A 16131-nucleotide genomic window follows, 5' to 3' on the forward strand; every position below is an offset into this window, starting at 1 on the left:
CCCTATTCTGAGAGGATGTGTGCCAAAGCAATGATCATTTATTTAGTCATACTATATTTGCTGTTTATAAATACTTACACGTTTGCGCTTATGGGCTTTGATAAGAAAAGCGCTAAGAAGCAGCGCAGGCGTGTTCCCGAAAAACGATTGTTTTTGCTGAGTGCCATTGGCGGTGCAGGCGGAACATGGCTTGCGATGAAAAAATGGCGTCATAAAACAAAACATCGCTCGTTTACAGTAGGAATTCCTTTTCTGTTTGTCTTAAATATATTGCTCATTCTAGGAGCTGCCAAGCTTATTGGAATGACTGTAAACTCTTGATTGCTTTGAGAAGCCTTCCTATGGTATATTGGGGCTTCTCTTTTTTTTTTGCACACCACAAACTTAGGAGGTAACTGACATGACCGTTCAAAGTGCCTATCAAGAAGAGCAGGATCGATTAACCGAGTCGCTGAATGATATTGTAAATCAGCTTCAAGAAATTGGTCCGCGCTACAAAGGCGATGATTTCACAGAGCAAATGCTCGATTTACAGCAAGAGGAACGTAGACTTAGACTTGAAATATCGAAGCGTGAGCCTTATTTCGGCCGCATTGATTTTCAAGAGTTGCCAGTGGGCGAAACAAAGCCCTTATATATTGGAAAAGCCGGCGTGGCAAAGCAAGGCAGCAATGAGCTGCTTGTCATCGATTGGCGTGCGCCAGCAGCAAGCTTGTTTTATTCCTTCACAGGCGGAGAAGCGCCAGCTTCCTATGAATCGCCTGACGGAGAAATTGAAGGATATGTCCATTTAAAGCGAAATTTCATGATCCGCCAGGGAGAAATCATTCGTCTGGTTGATAGTTATGTACGCGGCCAAGAAGAGGGCTCGGTAACGGATGAATTCCTTTTGTATCGCTTAGGAGAGAACAAGGATAATAAGCTGCGTGATATCGTTTCTACGATTCAAGGCGAGCAAGACCGTATTATTCGTGCGGATCGTAACAAAGCGTTGTTTATACAGGGCGTCGCGGGAAGCGGTAAAACGACCGTTGCGCTGCATAGACTTGCTTTCTTGCTTTATCAGTACGCCGATCGGATGCGAGCGGAGCGAATGATCATCTTTGCGCCTAACCGAATGTTCCTAGACTACATATCCGGTGTATTGCCAGAGCTAGGCGTGGGTGATATTCAGCAAACGACATTCAGTGACTGGTCTCTTGAGCTGCTGGAGAAAGCAGTAACCGTCAGCGATCCTTCCGATACGATGGCTTATTGGTTCGAAGAACGCAGAACCGCTTCAGAAGTGGAGAATGCATCCGGACGTTTTAAAGGGAATCTCGATTTTAAAGCAATTATTGATGAGCGGATCGCCAACTTTGAGCAACGAATTGTGCCAACGACATCTTTTATGCCAATTGACGGGCTTGAGCTCTCTTCAGAGCAAATCCGCGAGTGGTATGATACCGATTATGGCGAAGAGACGCTCATGAAGAAACGAGATCGACTGGTTAGTCGGATTCGTCGCTGGATGGAGTCCGAGCTGAAGATGAAGCGGATTGTTGATAAAAAAATAAGAGCGAAGGCGCTCACTAAGTTTAATAGCTACACCAAAAAAATTCCGGCCTATACCTCTTTACAGCTATATGCTTCGTTATTCAGCGGAAAACTGCTTGAGAGCCGTATTCCTAAGGTTATCGCAGCTGCAACTGCCGAACGTTTGAAGAAAGAAATGGCTGCTGCGGAGGATTTGGCACCGCTCGCCTATATCCAGCTTCAGCTATTTGGATTGCCGAAGCAGTTTTTCGATCATATCGTTATAGATGAAGCACAGGATTATTCTCCCTTTCAGCTGGAAGTACTGCGGCTGTGTCAAAGAACAGCATCGATGACCGTGCTAGGCGATTTGCAGCAAGGAATTCATGCCTACGCAGGCGTACAAAGCTGGACAGAGCTTACCACTTTGTTTAATGAAGAGCAGATTGACTTTTATGAGCTCAATCGAAGCTATCGTTCGACAATGGAAATTATCGAATTTGCCAATAAAATTTTAGGAAGCATGATCGGCGAAGTCAAACCTGCGGTGCCTGTTTTCCGAAGCGGAGATGCCGTTCTTGCAGTGCCAGTTGAAAACGATAATTGGTTAGCTTCCATTGAAAGTACTATCCGTGAATGGCAATCGAAGTCAGAATATGAGACGATTTCTGTCATTGGCCGTACAGCGATTGAATGCGAAGAAATTTATAACTTCTTGATTAAGCAAGGTTTGGACGCTTCGTTAGTGCAGAGCAAGCAGCCTGCATATGGCGGCGGCCTGTCTGTAGTACCTGTCTATTTGTCTAAAGGTTTGGAATTCGATGCGGTTTTGGTAGCAGATGCGAGCGAGGAAGCTTATTCTGAGCTTGATGCGAAGCTATTGTACGTCGGATGCACGCGCGCCTTGCATAAGCTTAAGCTGTTTTATCGCGGAAAACTCACATTACTGCTGGGCGACGAAGCTTAATTTCGATATAATAGGCAGCAACATAACGTCTATCCGGAGGCTACTTATTTATGAACTGGGACGAATGGCTGCCGCCAGTATGGCTCTCTTTAAGAGTATCTATTATTGCTAGCATTATCGTTGCCATTATTGGAATGCTTGTAGCGCGCTTCATGTCACGGCATTCTTTTAAAGGCAAAAGTATCGTAGAAACCTTCTTCATGCTTCCGCTGGTCCTCCCCCCAACCGTCGTTGGATTCATTCTTCTCATTACGCTTGGACGAGGAAGCTGGATCGGTAAAGCATATGAGTGGTTATTTGCTCAGCCTATCGTTTTCTCATGGATCGCCGCGGTTATCGCGGCGGTCATTGTTGCGTTTCCGCTCGTTTATCAGACGATGAAGGTTGGTTTTCTTTCCGTCGATCGCCATCTTGAGGATTCTGCACGTTCAGCAGGAGCCAGTGAGCTGCAGGTGCTGAGATATATCACGCTGCCGCTTGCTAAACGATCACTGACTACGGCATACCTGCTAGGATTTGCTCGAGGCCTTGGCGAGTTTGGCGCAACCTTGATGATTGCAGGAAATATACCAGGTCGCACGCAGACAGTACCTACTGCTATTTACATCGCTGTTGAGACGGGTGAAATGGGAATGGCTTGGGCATGGACGATAGCTATTATTTCGTTCTCTTTTGTCATGCTGCTGTTTACGGGACGCAAATTGGAACAATAATGTGAAGGACGAATCCGAATCCAGTTTTTCTGCGTATTACTTGCGGAGAAGGAGCGTGCCCGAAGATGCCTACTGTCATGGATTCACCAGAAAATTTGAAATCTGCTTTGCTTGAAATAGAGAAATGGGAAAAAGATCAGAAGGATTTATGGTTTTGGGAAAAGCTTGGGCGTTTGCCATTTATGCTGCTCGACAAAATTACTCCAAAGTTTATACAGGAAAAACTTGGACTTGCAGTGGATGAGATCGGAAGCTATATTCAAAATGGCGGGAAATATTTGATTTCGGAGCGTTCGGTTATTGATAAACTGCATCAAAATGCTGCTCAGAACGATGTGCTTCTTGGAGCCGATCATAAAGAGACGACCATTAACGATGTGGCTGAGATGCCGTTGTCTATTTTAAACTTAACTGCTGAGCAATTGGCATCCAGTCGTTCGAAAATGGCCACGCTTCAAGGGGCAACGACAGGAATTGGCGGCATTTTTACATTAGCGATCGATATTCCAGCAATACTCGGCTTATCGCTGAAGATCATTCAAGAAATTGCGATTTGCTACGGATTTGATCCAAAAAGCAAGGAAGAACGTGTATTTGCAGTTAAAGTAATGCAATTTGCTTCTTCAGATATTGTAGGAAAAAAAGCGATACTTGATGAGCTCGGTGCTTATGAGGAAGTGAACCGAAGCAATCAAATGCTGTCGCAGCTGCAGGGCTGGAGTGAAGTGGTTGCTGTTTATCGGGACAATTTTGGCTGGAAGAAGCTATTTCAAATGATACCTGTGGCAGGCATGTTATTCGGAGCGTTCATCAATCGGGGCATGCTGAAGGATGTTGCAGAAGCAGCAACCATGCTGTATCGGAAACGCAGAGTATTGATAAAGCTGGGGGAAAATGAGGCGAAAGCATAATGACGACGAGCAGCATGAGAAAGAACATAGCCGAGCAAGCGATTGCTTTCCTAGGTGAAGCGTATTATGAGCTTGGAAAAACCGAAGATGAAGCGAAGCGGCGAATTGATGAAGTGCTGAAGCAATTAGAGGATACTGGTTATTATACACATACGTATGAAGAGCTTAAGCATGGTGCAAAGATGGCGTGGCGGAACAATAACCGCTGTATCGGTCGATTGTTTTGGCAGACGCTGGAAGTATTCGATGCACGCGATATAGTGGATGAGCTAGACGCCGCAAAACGAATCTTCCAACATATGAGCTATGCAACAAATGGAGGTAGGATTAGGCCGGCTATTACGATTTTTCCGGCCAGCCACTCCCAAAATAACGTAAGAATTTGGAATCATCAGCTCGTACGTTATGCAGGTTATAGCGAAGGAGACGCTATTATTGGCGATCCTGCCTCCGCACCCTTTACAGCTGTTTGTGAGAAGCTGGGCTGGAAGGGTGAAGGTACTCGATTTGACGTGCTTCCGCTAGTCATTTCGCTTTCTGGGAAATCGCCTAAATGGTATGAGCTGCCTAAAGAGAACGTGCTGGAGGTTGCGTTGACGCATCCTGAGAATCAGGAGTTCGAGCAGCTCGCATTGCAGTGGTACGCCGTTCCTTTTATATCCGATATGGAGCTTGAAATTGGTGGAATCATGTATAAGGCTGCTCCTTTTAATGGATGGTACATGGGCACAGAAATCGGAGCGAGAAACCTATCGGACACCAGTCGCTATAATCAGCTGCCGAATGTTGCAAAGCTTTTTCAATTTGATATGTCAACGAATACTTCGTTATGGAAGGACCGTGCTTTAACGGAGCTAAATGTAGCTGTATTGCATTCATTCAAAAAGCAGGGCGTCAGCATTGTTGACCATCATACAGCATCGGAGCAGTTTCTGCGTTTTGAGAAGCAAGAGCAGGAGCAGGGGAGAGCGGTGACCGGTCGTTGGTCATGGCTTATTCCCCCGATGTCACCCGCTACAACAGGCATATGGCATCGCAGCTTTGATGATACGGAACGAACGCCTGCTTATCGAGCACAAGCTGCTCCATATTAAGCAAATAATGTATGAAATGTAGTAAGATAAATAGAGGAATGTTAGTTCATGAATTGGGCTAATCTCCTCTATTTTTTTATTTTAAGCATGTAGAGGTCAAATCTTAAGATGAACTGGCTTTTGCAGAGAAAATTATGAATGCCTGATTGTTTTAATAGGAGACTTAAAAAATAAGGAGGCTCTTTTATGGGAAAATTTATTAGTCATGTACAGATTCCAGTGAAAAACTTGGAGGAAGCAGCTTTATGGTATATTACCAATCTCGATTGTACGTTACATGCTAATTTCGGTAAATTTGCTATTATAGGCTTTAAGGAAGATAAAACACATATCTTTTTATGGCAGTCTTCAGATAAGGAATCATCAACGTTTTCAGTTAACGGTGAACCGTTTCCAAGCATCGGATTTCAGGTAGAGGATATGGATGAGCTTTGCAGAAAGCTATCTGAAGCCGGCGTTAAGGTACACGGTAACCCACAAGCACCGCCAGGCGAGGAAGGTAGAAGGTTTTTGAAGTTTTTTGATCCTGATGGCAATATGTTGGTTGCACATACTATTTAGGAATGTTAATTTTGGTAAACTGTAACCAACTTACACAAATTGTTGAGCAGGCGCTAATGAGCTTGCTCTTTTTATTGCCCTTAACTATTACTAATAGAAGCTTTCATCGAGCGAATCTTAGCAGGAGATCCTTAGTTTACGCAACATAAAATTATTAATATACGTCGAAGTAGATGTGTGTACTTTTAATTTGACTGTTAGAGAGGCAGGGGGTTCTTGTGCAAAAGTTTGTCTGCTTGATGTTGTTCATTGCGGTTTGTATATCTGGTTGTTCCACAAAGTCTGATCCCGCAGCGTCAGACCGAACTACCGAAAATACTGTAGTTGAAGAAAATTTGCCATTGGCACAATTGCCAGTGAATGAGATAAAGGAAATTGTTATCATAGAACCTGATGGCATAGATTTAGAGCAAATGCCTAAACCATTAGCGACGCTTACCGAGAAAAATGAATTTCAAGCATTTTCAGATGCAATAAAAGATGCGGTTAGAGCTACAGGGGAGGTTGTTGCTATCGGACCGAACTACGACATTGTCGTAAAATATGCATCCTCGGAGCAACGATTTCGATACTGGAATAGCAAACCTCTAAAAATGATTACAGATCTTGAAGTACAAAAGTCATATTTCTTAAGTGAAGAAGCGATCAATCAAATTGATGAGTTAATCAACAAGCGGCTGACAAATGGTGTAAAGGATTAGGTTAACAATGATCTGAACAATTAACTGAACGAGGCAGCAGGTAGGATGACAGCCTTGCCGTGCTACTTTGAGGTTTAGTTCGATTTATTTTAAGGGGAAAATGGAGGCATTACAAAGGTGAGGAAAAATATGAATATCGTACTAATTGGTATGTCAGGAGCGGGTAAAAGCACTTTAGGTGTGCTACTTGCAAAAGCTTTAGGAATGGATTTCATCGATACAGATCTTGTTATTCAACAACAAGAAGGTAGGCTGCTGCAAGAAATAATTGATCATGAGGGTATCGACAAATTTATGGAAATCGAAGAGAAAATCGTTTCTGAATTGGAACTGGAAAATTGTATTATTTCTACAGGTGGAAGTGTTATCTATTCAAATAAAGCAATGAATGCCTTGAAACAGGTAGGGCACATTGTTTATTTGCATGTCCCGTATGAAGAAATTCAAAGGCGACTCATAAACATAACAACTAGAGGGATTGTAATGAAGAAGGGAAATAGCCTGAAGGACGTTTATGAGGAAAGAGTGCCGCTATATATGAAGTATAGTGATAAAACTTTTGATTGCTCAAATAAGGATATCGAACATTGTGTTAGTGAAATTATAGAGAGCATAAAGAAATAAAGGAGCGGAATAGCGCACCCAATGTTTAACCTGTATTACATAATTACACCTGTAAGGGGAATAGAAACAGCTTGAGGCCGTACGGGAGAATCATATTCATCTCATTTCGGGCCATGCTGAAGATGATTGCTAAATCGTATTTTTAAGCTCTTTCGCCTGCATATCCAGCTGCCGCGCCGCTTCCCCAATGCTCATGAATTCATCGACAGCCCGTTGAATGCGCAGCTGGCTTTCCGCAACGACCTCTTGTGATAGTTTGGTGCCGTTTACGACCTCTTGAACATGGTTTACGATATCTTCTACATACCCATTTACTTCTTTGGTTGCTTCCTGGACTTGGCCAGCTAGCTTGCGGACCTCTATCGCGACCACATTGAAGCCCCGGCCATGCTCACCGGCATGTGCTGCTTCGATTGCCGCATTTAAAGATAAAATATTCGTTTGCGAAGCAATATCGCGGATGGTACGAACGATTTTACGAATGAAGCTTGTTTGTTGTTCCAGCAGGTGAAGGACAGTCATATTATCGCCTGCACCTACAGCCACTCTTTCAATAGCCGCTTCCACTTCTTGGCTGTGTGATATCCCTTCTTGGGCACGGCCGAGCAGCTCCTCGGACATTTTCAGCAAATTCTCTGTCATCTGAGAAGTAGCCTGCTCGCGGGCATTAATATCGGTTGCCATTTTTAAAATCGCAATGACTCTGCCTTCTTCGTCCCTAACCGGCATGTAAGTGGCCTCCAGCCAAATTGCATTTCCGGTTTTTGTAATCCGCAAAATTTTATTCTGAAAAGGTAGTCCATTGCGCAAGTCTTCCCAGAGTTTGGCATACGCAGTGCTATTCACAAATTGTTGCGAACAAAATTGCTTATGCAGCATGCCTGGCATCTCTGTGGAGTGATATCCCATGGCTTGCGCAAAATTTTCGTTTGCCCATAAAACCTTCCCTTGAACATCGAATTCAATCATGGCGAGCGACTGCTCAATAGCTGTAAGAACAGCTCGCTTGTCCAATACCTGGGTACTCGTATGTAGCATGGTGTTACGTTCTGTCATGTCGAGATTCTCCTTCATTCGTTCGAATGCTTATAGTAAGCAAAAATAGCCTTCACAACATTCTACAAACATTGTACATGTTGTGCAAGATATTATTATCAAGGGTTTGAAATGCACTTGGAACATGTTTGAAATTCTATCAGATTCAGATGAGAGATTAATGTGATTGGCTCTCTCATCTGATGTCGCGAAGAGGCGAGATATGCTATTCTAAGTAGATGACATCAGCTTGCTTGGAGGAATTATAAACGTGGATTTTAATATGCAATATTTATCCTTTTTCGTTATTCATACCGATGGTGAAGAGAGTGCCGCATCATCAGGAAAACGGTTTAAACATTATCAGACTTTAGAAGAGGACACGTATGAAGATAGTGAAATTCAAAGGTTTTTGGATGATGAATTTAAACGGATCGTCAAAAGAAAAGTAGAGCGCAATCCAAACTCAGCAGGCGCGCCAACGAAGATTGGACGATTTATGGTTGAGCCCGGTTATGAACTCGGCAGCAATCAGAACTACAATTTATTTCAGCGGCTGCGTGACGCGGATTCAAAGGAGCGCTTTATCGGCATTGCCGACGAGCTCGTTCGAATCTACATGGATACGAGTGCAGTAAGGGGAGGCGCATTTATTATTGCGTTATCCAAGCTTAATACGTATTTCGATGAGCCGTTTTTATTTTTGCTGAAATGTGATTTTGAGCCTAAGATTGCTCGTATTTCAGATGAAAAAAGCTTAATCTCCCAGGTGGAGATGGCAATATCTGCTCGCAGCATCAAATCGATTCAGTATCCGCATATGCCGGAGGAGGGCATGCTAGAGCATTGGGAGCTAAAAATTCATCAGGCATCGCATGCACGTTATTTTGAAGATTTCTTAAAATATGTTTCTTATGAGAAGCCTTTGCCTGAGGTCATGGGTGAGCAAGTGGTGGAGATGGTTCATCAATATATTGCGGATAAGTGGCAAGAGGATGAAAGCTCAGAGCGCCGTGAGGAGGAAAATGCGGTTGAGGTGTGGGCGGCAAGCGAGAAGCGCGACCTTCAGGAGTGGTGGACGCCTGAGCAGGTAGAAGTTGCAGCTGCGGCATTAGTTGAGCAGAAGCCGGATTTACCTTTTACATTTAAACTAGGCGACGTTACTGTAAAAGGACTGCTTGCTGACTTTGGCGACAGCATCCATTTTGCCAAACATAATGGACGTTACGTCGTCGTAATTGAAGGTGATTCCTTCCAATTCGATAAGGGCATGTCGCCGGTTGAGCTCGTCCAGCCGCTTGATCTCGTTGATGTTATGCCGCGTATCGGAAGCAAGAAGCCTGCTGAGGATGCGGATTCCGGATATAGCTACACCCCTGCTGGAGAAGGCTCAGGCAATAACGATGATGTTCCATGGTAAGTCATCTAGTACGTATGAAATTTCACTTTGAAGGAGAGGATATTTAAGTGGACAACTTATTTTTTATAGAAATAGGCATGGGATGCGATCTACACGGTCAAAATATTACAAAGGCATCGGTGCGCGCGGTACAAAACGCGATTCATCATAACTCGATGCCCGGACTGCGATCCGTACTGCCAGGAGGAACGCTTGATAACATGAAGGTGCGGGTAAGGCTTGCACTTCCTTGTGATCATGAGCTTCTTGACGTTGAGCAGGTAAAAGCAGTGCTGCCGTATGGACAAGTGACTGTAGAAGTCATACACGGCGGCATGCTGACGACTAGCGGTGTAGTACTGCCGGACAAAGATGATAAAAACGATTTGATATACATCGTTAATGCATCAGTTGAGGTGGGCTACTAGTAGCATCTCCATTGCAAAAGGGAGAAGACGATGGTTTTAAAGCTTGCACTATTCGTATTATTGCTTGTATTTACAGCTTTTTTTGTCGCGACTGAATTTGCAATTATTCGCATGCGATCAAGCCGCGTCAATCAGATGGTAGCAGAGGGCATGAAAAATGCTAGAGCGGTTGAGCAGGTAACGAGCAAGCTTGACGGTTATTTATCTGCCTGCCAGCTCGGCATTACGATTACAGCGCTTGGCCTCGGATGGTTGGGAGAACCAACGATTGAGCTTATATTGCACCCGTTATTTGATCGGATACATATTGAGGGCGAACTGAGCTCGGTGCTTTCGTTTGTCATTTCCTTCATCATTGTAACGTACTTGCATGTCGTGCTAGGAGAACTTGCTCCCAAAACGTTAGCCATCATTAAATCGGAAGAAGTCAGTCAGTTTACAGCTCCGATTATCATCGTTTTTTATAAGGTGATGTATCCGTTTATTTGGCTTCTCAACGGATCTGCGAACTCCTTGGTAAGATTGCTGGGCTTAAAGCCAGCGAATGAGCATGAGGCTCATTCCGAAGAGGAAATCCGCATCATTTTGTCGGAAAGCTATGAGAGCGGGAAAATTAATAAAAGTGAATATGGCTATGTCAACCGGATTTTTGCATTTGATGAGCGGCTTGCGAGAGAAATTATGGTTCCTCGGACGGATATGGCCTGCTTGTATGTGGATCAAACTCGCGCGGAGAACCTCGAAATTATAATACGAGAACAATACACACGTTTTCCTGTTGCCAAAGGAAGCAAAGACAATATCATTGGGATATTAAATACAAAGCAATTTTTTCTCCGCTATGAAACAAACCGAGATATCGACGTAACATCTCTGCTTCAGCCCGTTATGTCGGTTCCTGAAGTCATGCCGATCAATAAGCTGCTCCGCAAAATGCAGCAGGAACGCGTTCAAATTGCAATTCTGTTGGACGAATATGGTGGAACGGCGGGGCTCATTACCATCGAAGACATCATAGAAGAAATTGTAGGGGAAATCCGTGATGAGTTTGATGAGGATGAAGTGAAAGAAATCGAATATATTGAGCAGCAGCGTTATTTGGTTAATGGCAAGGCGCTGATCAGTGATTGGAACGAGATTGCAGGAACTGATCTTGAAAGTGAAGAAGTAGATTCTGTAGGCGGTTGGCTTTTTAATCAGAAGCCCGAGCTTCCTATCGGTGAGCCGTGGACCTATGGGAATATGACCTTCATTATTCGTGAACGTGACGACAATCGAATCCGAAAAATCGAAATTCATACCGATTTGATCGAAAATGAAATGGGAACCTACGGACATGCATAGGCTTGTATAGAGTGAGTAATTTTCAGTCTATTTCTAGGAGGAGATTGGGCGTTGGGCGATCTAATTAATGCGATTATTATGGGTATCGTGGAGGGCCTTACTGAGTTTTTACCAGTTTCATCAACGGGTCACTTGATTTTAACAGCGGAGCTGTTGAATTTCACAGGTGATCGAGCGAAAACCTTTGAGGTGGTCATTCAATTTGGCGCAGTGCTGGCTGTGCTTGTGTTATACCGAAATCGGTTTGCGAGTTTACTTAATTTCAAGGTAGGCAAAAATTCGGGTTTGAATGCTCTTCACATCATTATTGCAATGGCACCGGCGGGAGCATGTGCTGTTCTGCTTCATTCGTTTATAAAAGGCGAGTTGTTCGTTGCTGAGAAGGTGCTGATTGGTCTTGTAGCGGGTGGAATACTGATGATTATCGCCGATCGTATACGAAAGAAGCCGACTGCAGAGGAGCTTGATGATATTACCTACAAGCAGGCCTTTGCTGTTGGATGTTTTCAGATACTCGCATTATGGCCGGGCTTCTCGCGTTCAGGCTCGACGATATCTGGCGGCATGCTGTTTGGTGTAAGCCAAAAGGCTGCGGCAGAGTTTACTTTTTTAGTATCCGTCCCAATTATGGCTGGAGCGAGCGGCATAGACCTAATTAAGAGCCGAGAATTTCTCACGATGTCGGATTTGCCTCTATTTCTAATTGGACTAATAGCTGCATTTGTTGTAGGCATGATTGCGGTCGTAACGTTCATAAACATGATGAAAAAAATTAGGCTTTCATGGTTTGCCTATTATCGTTTTGCGCTCGCAGCACTTTTTTATTTTATTATTTTATAAATGGAGAAAACACTGATTTTCGACAAAATTATCGAGAATGATTTTCAACTACATATAATGTAGCAAAAATTCGCTTGGATCAACTATCATTAATTTATATCCAATCGATCATTTTTTCTAATAAATCCGAGATAATCAGGGCAAATTGCCCTGATTTCTTTGTTTTGTGGATGAATTACGATCTTTTTCCATAAAATTGTAATTTAGGAGCATGAAATCATCGTTGATGGATTTGTCTGATTATGTTAGGTTAATAATTATTGAAGCACTTCTGAAGCACTAATTTTAAAATATGACTATGAAAACTAATGATGATTTTATGTTTATGAGAGGTGGATATTGTTGCAACTTCAGGTAACGAACAGTCCTTTTAATCAAGAGCAAGTTGACCTTCTGAATCGCCTTGTACCATCACTAACGGAGTCTCAGCAAATTTGGCTGACAGGTTATTTGTTTGCTCGTCAAGCATCAGCAGGTCCGTTAACGATTAGTGCGGATGTGCAGGCTGTCTCCGAGGGAGCAGCAGTTGCAGAAGTCATTTCGGCTATCAGTCAACCAGCGGTTTCCCGCGAGGTTACTGTATTGTTTGGCTCTCAAACCGGCAATTGCCAGCGGGTAGCTACCAGCTTATCGCGCAAGCTGGAAGAACAGGGTCTGCAAGTGACACTTGCGCCAATGAACAAGTTTAAGACAAACAATTTGAAAAAAGTTGAAAACCTGTTTTTGGTTGTCAGTACTCATGGTGAAGGGGAACCGCCGGATAATGCGAAGAGCTTCCACGAGTTCCTTTACAGCAAGCGAGCTCCGCAGCTAGAAAACGTTAGCTTTTCTGTCTTGTCGCTTGGCGATACGTCGTATGAATTTTTCTGTCAAACGGGTAAAGACTTTGATCAACGTCTTGAAGAGCTTGGTGCAAAACGTCTTGTTCCTCGTGTAGATTGTGATCTCGATTACGATGAGGCTGTTGCTGGCTGGTCAGCAGAGGTTATCAGCTCATTAAATGATCGTTTGAATGCTGCCTCGGGAACGACTGCAGCTATAGCGCAAACAAGCAGCGAAACAACACCAGAACTATCCGCCTATTCGCGAAACAACCCTTTTAAGGCTGAAGTTCTTGCGAATATTAACTTAAATGGCCGCGGATCTGATCGGGAAACTCGTCATTTGGAGCTGTCGCTTGAAGGCTCTAATTTACAATATGAACCAGGGGATAGCCTTGGTATTTATCCTGAAAATCATCCAGAGCTAGTGGATGCAATTATTAAGCAAATGAATTGGAACGCTGAAGAAGTTGTTCCGATCAATAAGAGCGGTGAGCAAGGCTCATTGCGTGAAGCTCTACTTAAGTATTATGAAATTACAGCTCTAACGAAACCGCTGATCACGTTAGCAGCCGAACTGACTTCAAACTCAGCACTTCGTGAACTGCTAGCTCAAGGGCAAGAGCAAGCGCTTAGAAGCTACATTAACGGTCGGGATCTACTTGATTTATTGCAGGATTTTGAGCCTTGGCAAGGAAGCGCAAAACAATTTGTTGCTATCTTGCGTAAGCTGCCAGCAAGACTTTATTCCATTGCCAGCAGTTTTAAAGCGAATGAGGATGAGGTTCATCTTACCGTGAGAGCTGTTCGTTATGAGTCTCATGGTCGTGAGCGTTATGGGGTATGCTCCGTACATTGTGCAGAGCGTGTACAACCAGGCGACAGTCTGCCGATCTACATTCAACAAAATCCGAATTTCAAGCTGCCTGCGGATACGAATACTCCAATTATTATGATTGGTCCAGGTACTGGTGTTGCTCCATTCCGTGCTTTCCTTGAAGAGCGCGAGGAAATTGGCGCAGAAGGAAAATCATGGCTGTTTTATGGAGATCGCCACTTTGTTACGGATTTCTTATATCAGACCGATTGGCAAAGAATGCTTAAAGACGGCGTCTTGACCAAACTTGATGTGGCTTTCTCCCGCGATACGGAAGAGAAGGTATATGTACAGCATCGTTTGCTGCAGAAGAGCCGTGAACTATTCGAATGGCTTCAAGCTGGCGCTTATGTTTATATTTGCGGTGATGAGAAACATATGGCACATGATGTCCATACGGCTCTATTAACTGTCATAGAGCAAGAGGGCGGATTAAGCGCTGAGCAAGCGGCTGCTTATTTGAATGATATGCAGGATCAACAACGCTACCAACGTGATGTTTATTAATAAATAGATAACAACATGAGTACTTGAATGATTGCGAGAGGAGACAGCAACAATGGCGAAAGAGCAGTTGGTAAAACCTATCGGTGGACCGCCAAGTGAAGTTGAGCATATCAAAAGCGAAAGCAACTATTTGCGCGGCGCATTAGTAGAAACGATGAGCAATCCGATTACAGGCGGTTTGCCTGAGGATGACAATCGGTTGTTGAAGTTTCATGGAAGTTATATGCAGGATGACAGAGATTTGCGCAACGAACGTGAAAAGCAGAAGCTGGAGCCGGCATTTCAATTCATGATCCGGGTGGTACTGCCAAGCGGTGTAGCAACCTCTGATCAATGGCTTGCCATGGATGAACTAGCTCACAAGTACGGCAACGGGACTTTGCGACTCACGACACGTCAAACGTTCCAAATGCATGGCATTTTGAAATGGAATTTGAAGCCTACGCTTCAAAAAATCAATAGCGAGCTGATGACTACACTTGCTGCCTGCGGTGACGTCAATCGGAACGTTATGTGCAGTCCAAATCCTTTTCAATCGAACCATCATGAGGAAGTAAGCTACTGGGCACGTCAAGTGAATGATCATTTGGCGCCGCGTACTCGCGCTTATCACGAAATTTGGTTGGATGGAGAAAAAGTAATCGATGGTAAAGAGGATGGAGCGGAAGTAGAGCCGATCTACGGACCTGTATATTTGCCGCGTAAGTTCAAAATTGGATTTGCGATTCCCCCTTTTAATGATGTGGATGTATTCTCTCAAGACATCGGCTACATTGCAATCGTGGAAGATGGCAAGCTGAAGGGCTTTAACATTTCCGTTGGCGGCGGTATGGGGATGACACACGGCGATACAACGACTTATCCGCAGCTTGGTAAAGTGATTGGCTTCTGTCCGCCGGAGCGTATTGTCGAGCTTGCCGAGAAGACCGTTATGATTCAACGTGACTATGGCAACCGTTCGGTTCGCAAAAACGCTCGGTTTAAGTATACGATTGACCGTCATGGGATTGAATGGTTCAAAACCGAGCTGCAAAACCGTCTTGGCTGGCAGCTTGAAGAGGTACGCCCTTATCAATTCCAAAATAACGGAGACCGTTATGGCTGGTTGAAGGGAAGCAACGGCAAATGGAATTTGACGTTGTTTATCCAAAGCGGACGTATTGAGGATCAAGAAGGCAACCCACAAATGACGGGTTTACGCGAAATCGCCAAAGTTCATACAGGCGACTTCCGCATTACTCCGAATCAGAATCTTATTATCGGTAATGTCAGCAGCCAGAAGAAACGCAAAATTACGGAGCTAGCAGAGCAATATGGACTTACGGACGGTACGCAGCACTCTGCGCTGCGCCGAAGCTCATTATCTTGTGTTTCGTTGCCGACTTGCGGTCTTGCTATGGCGGAAGCAGAACGGTACCTTCCAACACTGATCGATAAGCTGGAGCCGATTATTAATGAAGCAGGGCTGCGTGACCAGGAGATCAACATTAGGATGACTGGATGTCCGAACGGCTGCGCAAGACCAGCGCTTGGAGAAATCTCATTTATCGGCAAGGCACTCGGCAAATACAATATGTATATGGGCGCGGGCTATGCAGGTGATAGACTAAACAAGCTTTACCGTGAAAATATCGATGAGACCGAAATTCTCGATACTTTAAAACCGATTATTAATCAGTATGCGAAGGAACGGGAAACGGGCGAGCATTTCGGAGATTTCGTAATCCGCGCGGGTTATGTAAAGGCTGTTCATGATGGTCAACAATTCCATAACTAATATAAGTATAATTTAAG

The 16131-nt window shown here is 44.1% G+C and carries 15 protein-coding genes; 14 read left to right on the top strand and 1 reads right to left on the bottom strand.

All coding sequences use genetic code 11. From position 1 onward, the window contains the following. The first annotated feature begins 30 nt into the window (after positions 1-30). The 8 genes from AC0VYE_RS16280 to AC0VYE_RS16315 all read left to right on the top strand — a co-directional run bounded on the left by AC0VYE_RS16280 (position 31) and on the right by AC0VYE_RS16315 (position 7086). A complete protein-coding gene (locus tag AC0VYE_RS16280; protein WP_475449166.1) occupies positions 31-321 on the top strand; it encodes a DUF1294 domain-containing protein in 291 nt (96 codons plus the stop codon). Positions 322-400: 79 nt separating this feature from the next. After that, a complete protein-coding gene (locus AC0VYE_RS16285; RefSeq protein ID WP_475449168.1) occupies positions 401-2482 on the top strand; it encodes a HelD family protein in 2082 nt (693 codons plus the stop codon). 50 nt (positions 2483-2532) lie between these two features. Then, positions 2533-3195, top strand: a complete 663-nt coding sequence (gene modB, locus AC0VYE_RS16290) for a molybdate ABC transporter permease subunit (protein WP_076269284.1) — start codon at positions 2533-2535, stop codon at positions 3193-3195. Between the two features lie 65 nt (positions 3196-3260). Beyond that, positions 3261-4106: an EcsC family protein gene (locus tag AC0VYE_RS16295; RefSeq protein WP_475449170.1), complete on the top strand. Its 846-nt coding sequence runs from the start codon at positions 3261-3263 to the stop codon at positions 4104-4106. Further along, positions 4106-5200 carry a nitric oxide synthase oxygenase gene (locus AC0VYE_RS16300; RefSeq protein WP_475449172.1) on the top strand — a complete coding sequence of 365 codons (1095 nt, stop codon included), beginning with the start codon at positions 4106-4108 and terminating at the stop codon, positions 5198-5200. Before AC0VYE_RS16295 ends, AC0VYE_RS16300 begins: the two co-directional genes overlap by 1 nt. A 186-nt stretch (positions 5201-5386) precedes the next feature. After that, a complete protein-coding gene (locus AC0VYE_RS16305) occupies positions 5387-5761 on the top strand; it encodes a VOC family protein (protein ID WP_076269287.1) in 375 nt (124 codons plus the stop codon). A 218-nt stretch (positions 5762-5979) separates the two neighbouring features. Beyond that, entirely contained in the window at positions 5980-6462 is a 483-nt protein-coding gene (locus AC0VYE_RS16310) for a YhfM domain-containing protein (protein ID WP_475449174.1), read from the top strand. Between the two features lie 129 nt (positions 6463-6591). Further along, on the top strand, positions 6592-7086 hold the full coding sequence (locus tag AC0VYE_RS16315; RefSeq protein ID WP_475449176.1) for a shikimate kinase: 495 nt from the start codon (positions 6592-6594) through the stop codon (positions 7084-7086). 129 nt (positions 7087-7215) lie between these two features. Here the strand turns inward: AC0VYE_RS16315 and AC0VYE_RS16320 are convergent, their stop codons facing one another. Next, positions 7216-8142 carry a methyl-accepting chemotaxis protein gene (locus tag AC0VYE_RS16320; RefSeq protein ID WP_475449178.1) on the bottom strand — a complete coding sequence of 309 codons (927 nt, stop codon included), beginning with the start codon at positions 8140-8142 and terminating at the stop codon, positions 7216-7218. A 250-nt stretch (positions 8143-8392) separates the two neighbouring features. On the opposite strand from AC0VYE_RS16320, the gene AC0VYE_RS16325 reads away from it, so the two are divergent. The 6 genes from AC0VYE_RS16325 (at position 8393) to cysI (ending at position 16114) form a co-directional block, all read left to right on the top strand. Beyond that, entirely contained in the window at positions 8393-9541 is a 1149-nt protein-coding gene (locus AC0VYE_RS16325) for a DUF3900 domain-containing protein (RefSeq protein ID WP_475449180.1), read from the top strand. 47 nt (positions 9542-9588) lie between these two features. After that, entirely contained in the window at positions 9589-9948 is a 360-nt protein-coding gene (locus tag AC0VYE_RS16330) for a Lin0512 family protein (RefSeq protein WP_076269289.1), read from the top strand. Positions 9949-9978: 30 nt separating this feature from the next. Then, the gene (locus tag AC0VYE_RS16335; RefSeq protein ID WP_076269290.1) at positions 9979-11292 is read left to right on the top strand and encodes a hemolysin family protein; all 1314 of its coding nucleotides are present in this window, start codon (positions 9979-9981) and stop codon (positions 11290-11292) included. Positions 11293-11343: 51 nt separating this feature from the next. Beyond that, the gene (locus tag AC0VYE_RS16340) at positions 11344-12132 is read left to right on the top strand and encodes an undecaprenyl-diphosphate phosphatase (protein WP_475449183.1); all 789 of its coding nucleotides are present in this window, start codon (positions 11344-11346) and stop codon (positions 12130-12132) included. A gap of 342 nt (positions 12133-12474) precedes the next feature. Then, positions 12475-14337, top strand: a complete 1863-nt coding sequence (locus AC0VYE_RS16345; RefSeq protein ID WP_475449596.1) for an assimilatory sulfite reductase (NADPH) flavoprotein subunit — start codon at positions 12475-12477, stop codon at positions 14335-14337. Positions 14338-14389: 52 nt separating this feature from the next. Then, entirely contained in the window at positions 14390-16114 is a 1725-nt protein-coding gene (gene cysI, locus AC0VYE_RS16350; RefSeq protein WP_076269293.1) for an assimilatory sulfite reductase (NADPH) hemoprotein subunit, read from the top strand. Positions 16115-16131 lie beyond the last annotated feature (17 nt).

The sequence above is a fragment of the Pristimantibacillus sp. Z349TD_6 genome (assembly GCF_056173205.1).

Excerpts from the sequence above, each read along its gene's own strand:
- AC0VYE_RS16315 (WP_475449176.1), top strand. The coding sequence starts at position 6,592 with ATGAATATCGTACTAATTGGTATGTCAGGAGCGGGTAAAAGCACTTTA.
- AC0VYE_RS16305 (WP_076269287.1), top strand. The coding sequence starts at position 5,387 with ATGGGAAAATTTATTAGTCATGTACAGATTCCAGTGAAAAACTTGGAG.
- AC0VYE_RS16300 (WP_475449172.1), top strand. The coding sequence starts at position 4,106 with ATGACGACGAGCAGCATGAGAAAGAACATAGCCGAGCAAGCGATTGCT.
- AC0VYE_RS16285 (WP_475449168.1), top strand. The coding sequence starts at position 401 with ATGACCGTTCAAAGTGCCTATCAAGAAGAGCAGGATCGATTAACCGAG.
- AC0VYE_RS16295 (WP_475449170.1), top strand. The coding sequence starts at position 3,261 with ATGCCTACTGTCATGGATTCACCAGAAAATTTGAAATCTGCTTTGCTT.
- AC0VYE_RS16335 (WP_076269290.1), top strand. The coding sequence starts at position 9,979 with ATGGTTTTAAAGCTTGCACTATTCGTATTATTGCTTGTATTTACAGCT.
- cysI (WP_076269293.1), top strand. The coding sequence starts at position 14,390 with ATGGCGAAAGAGCAGTTGGTAAAACCTATCGGTGGACCGCCAAGTGAA.
- AC0VYE_RS16320 (WP_475449178.1), bottom strand. The coding sequence starts at position 8,142 with ATGACAGAACGTAACACCATGCTACATACGAGTACCCAGGTATTGGAC.
- AC0VYE_RS16280 (WP_475449166.1), top strand. The coding sequence starts at position 31 with ATGATCATTTATTTAGTCATACTATATTTGCTGTTTATAAATACTTAC.
- modB (WP_076269284.1), top strand. The coding sequence starts at position 2,533 with ATGAACTGGGACGAATGGCTGCCGCCAGTATGGCTCTCTTTAAGAGTA.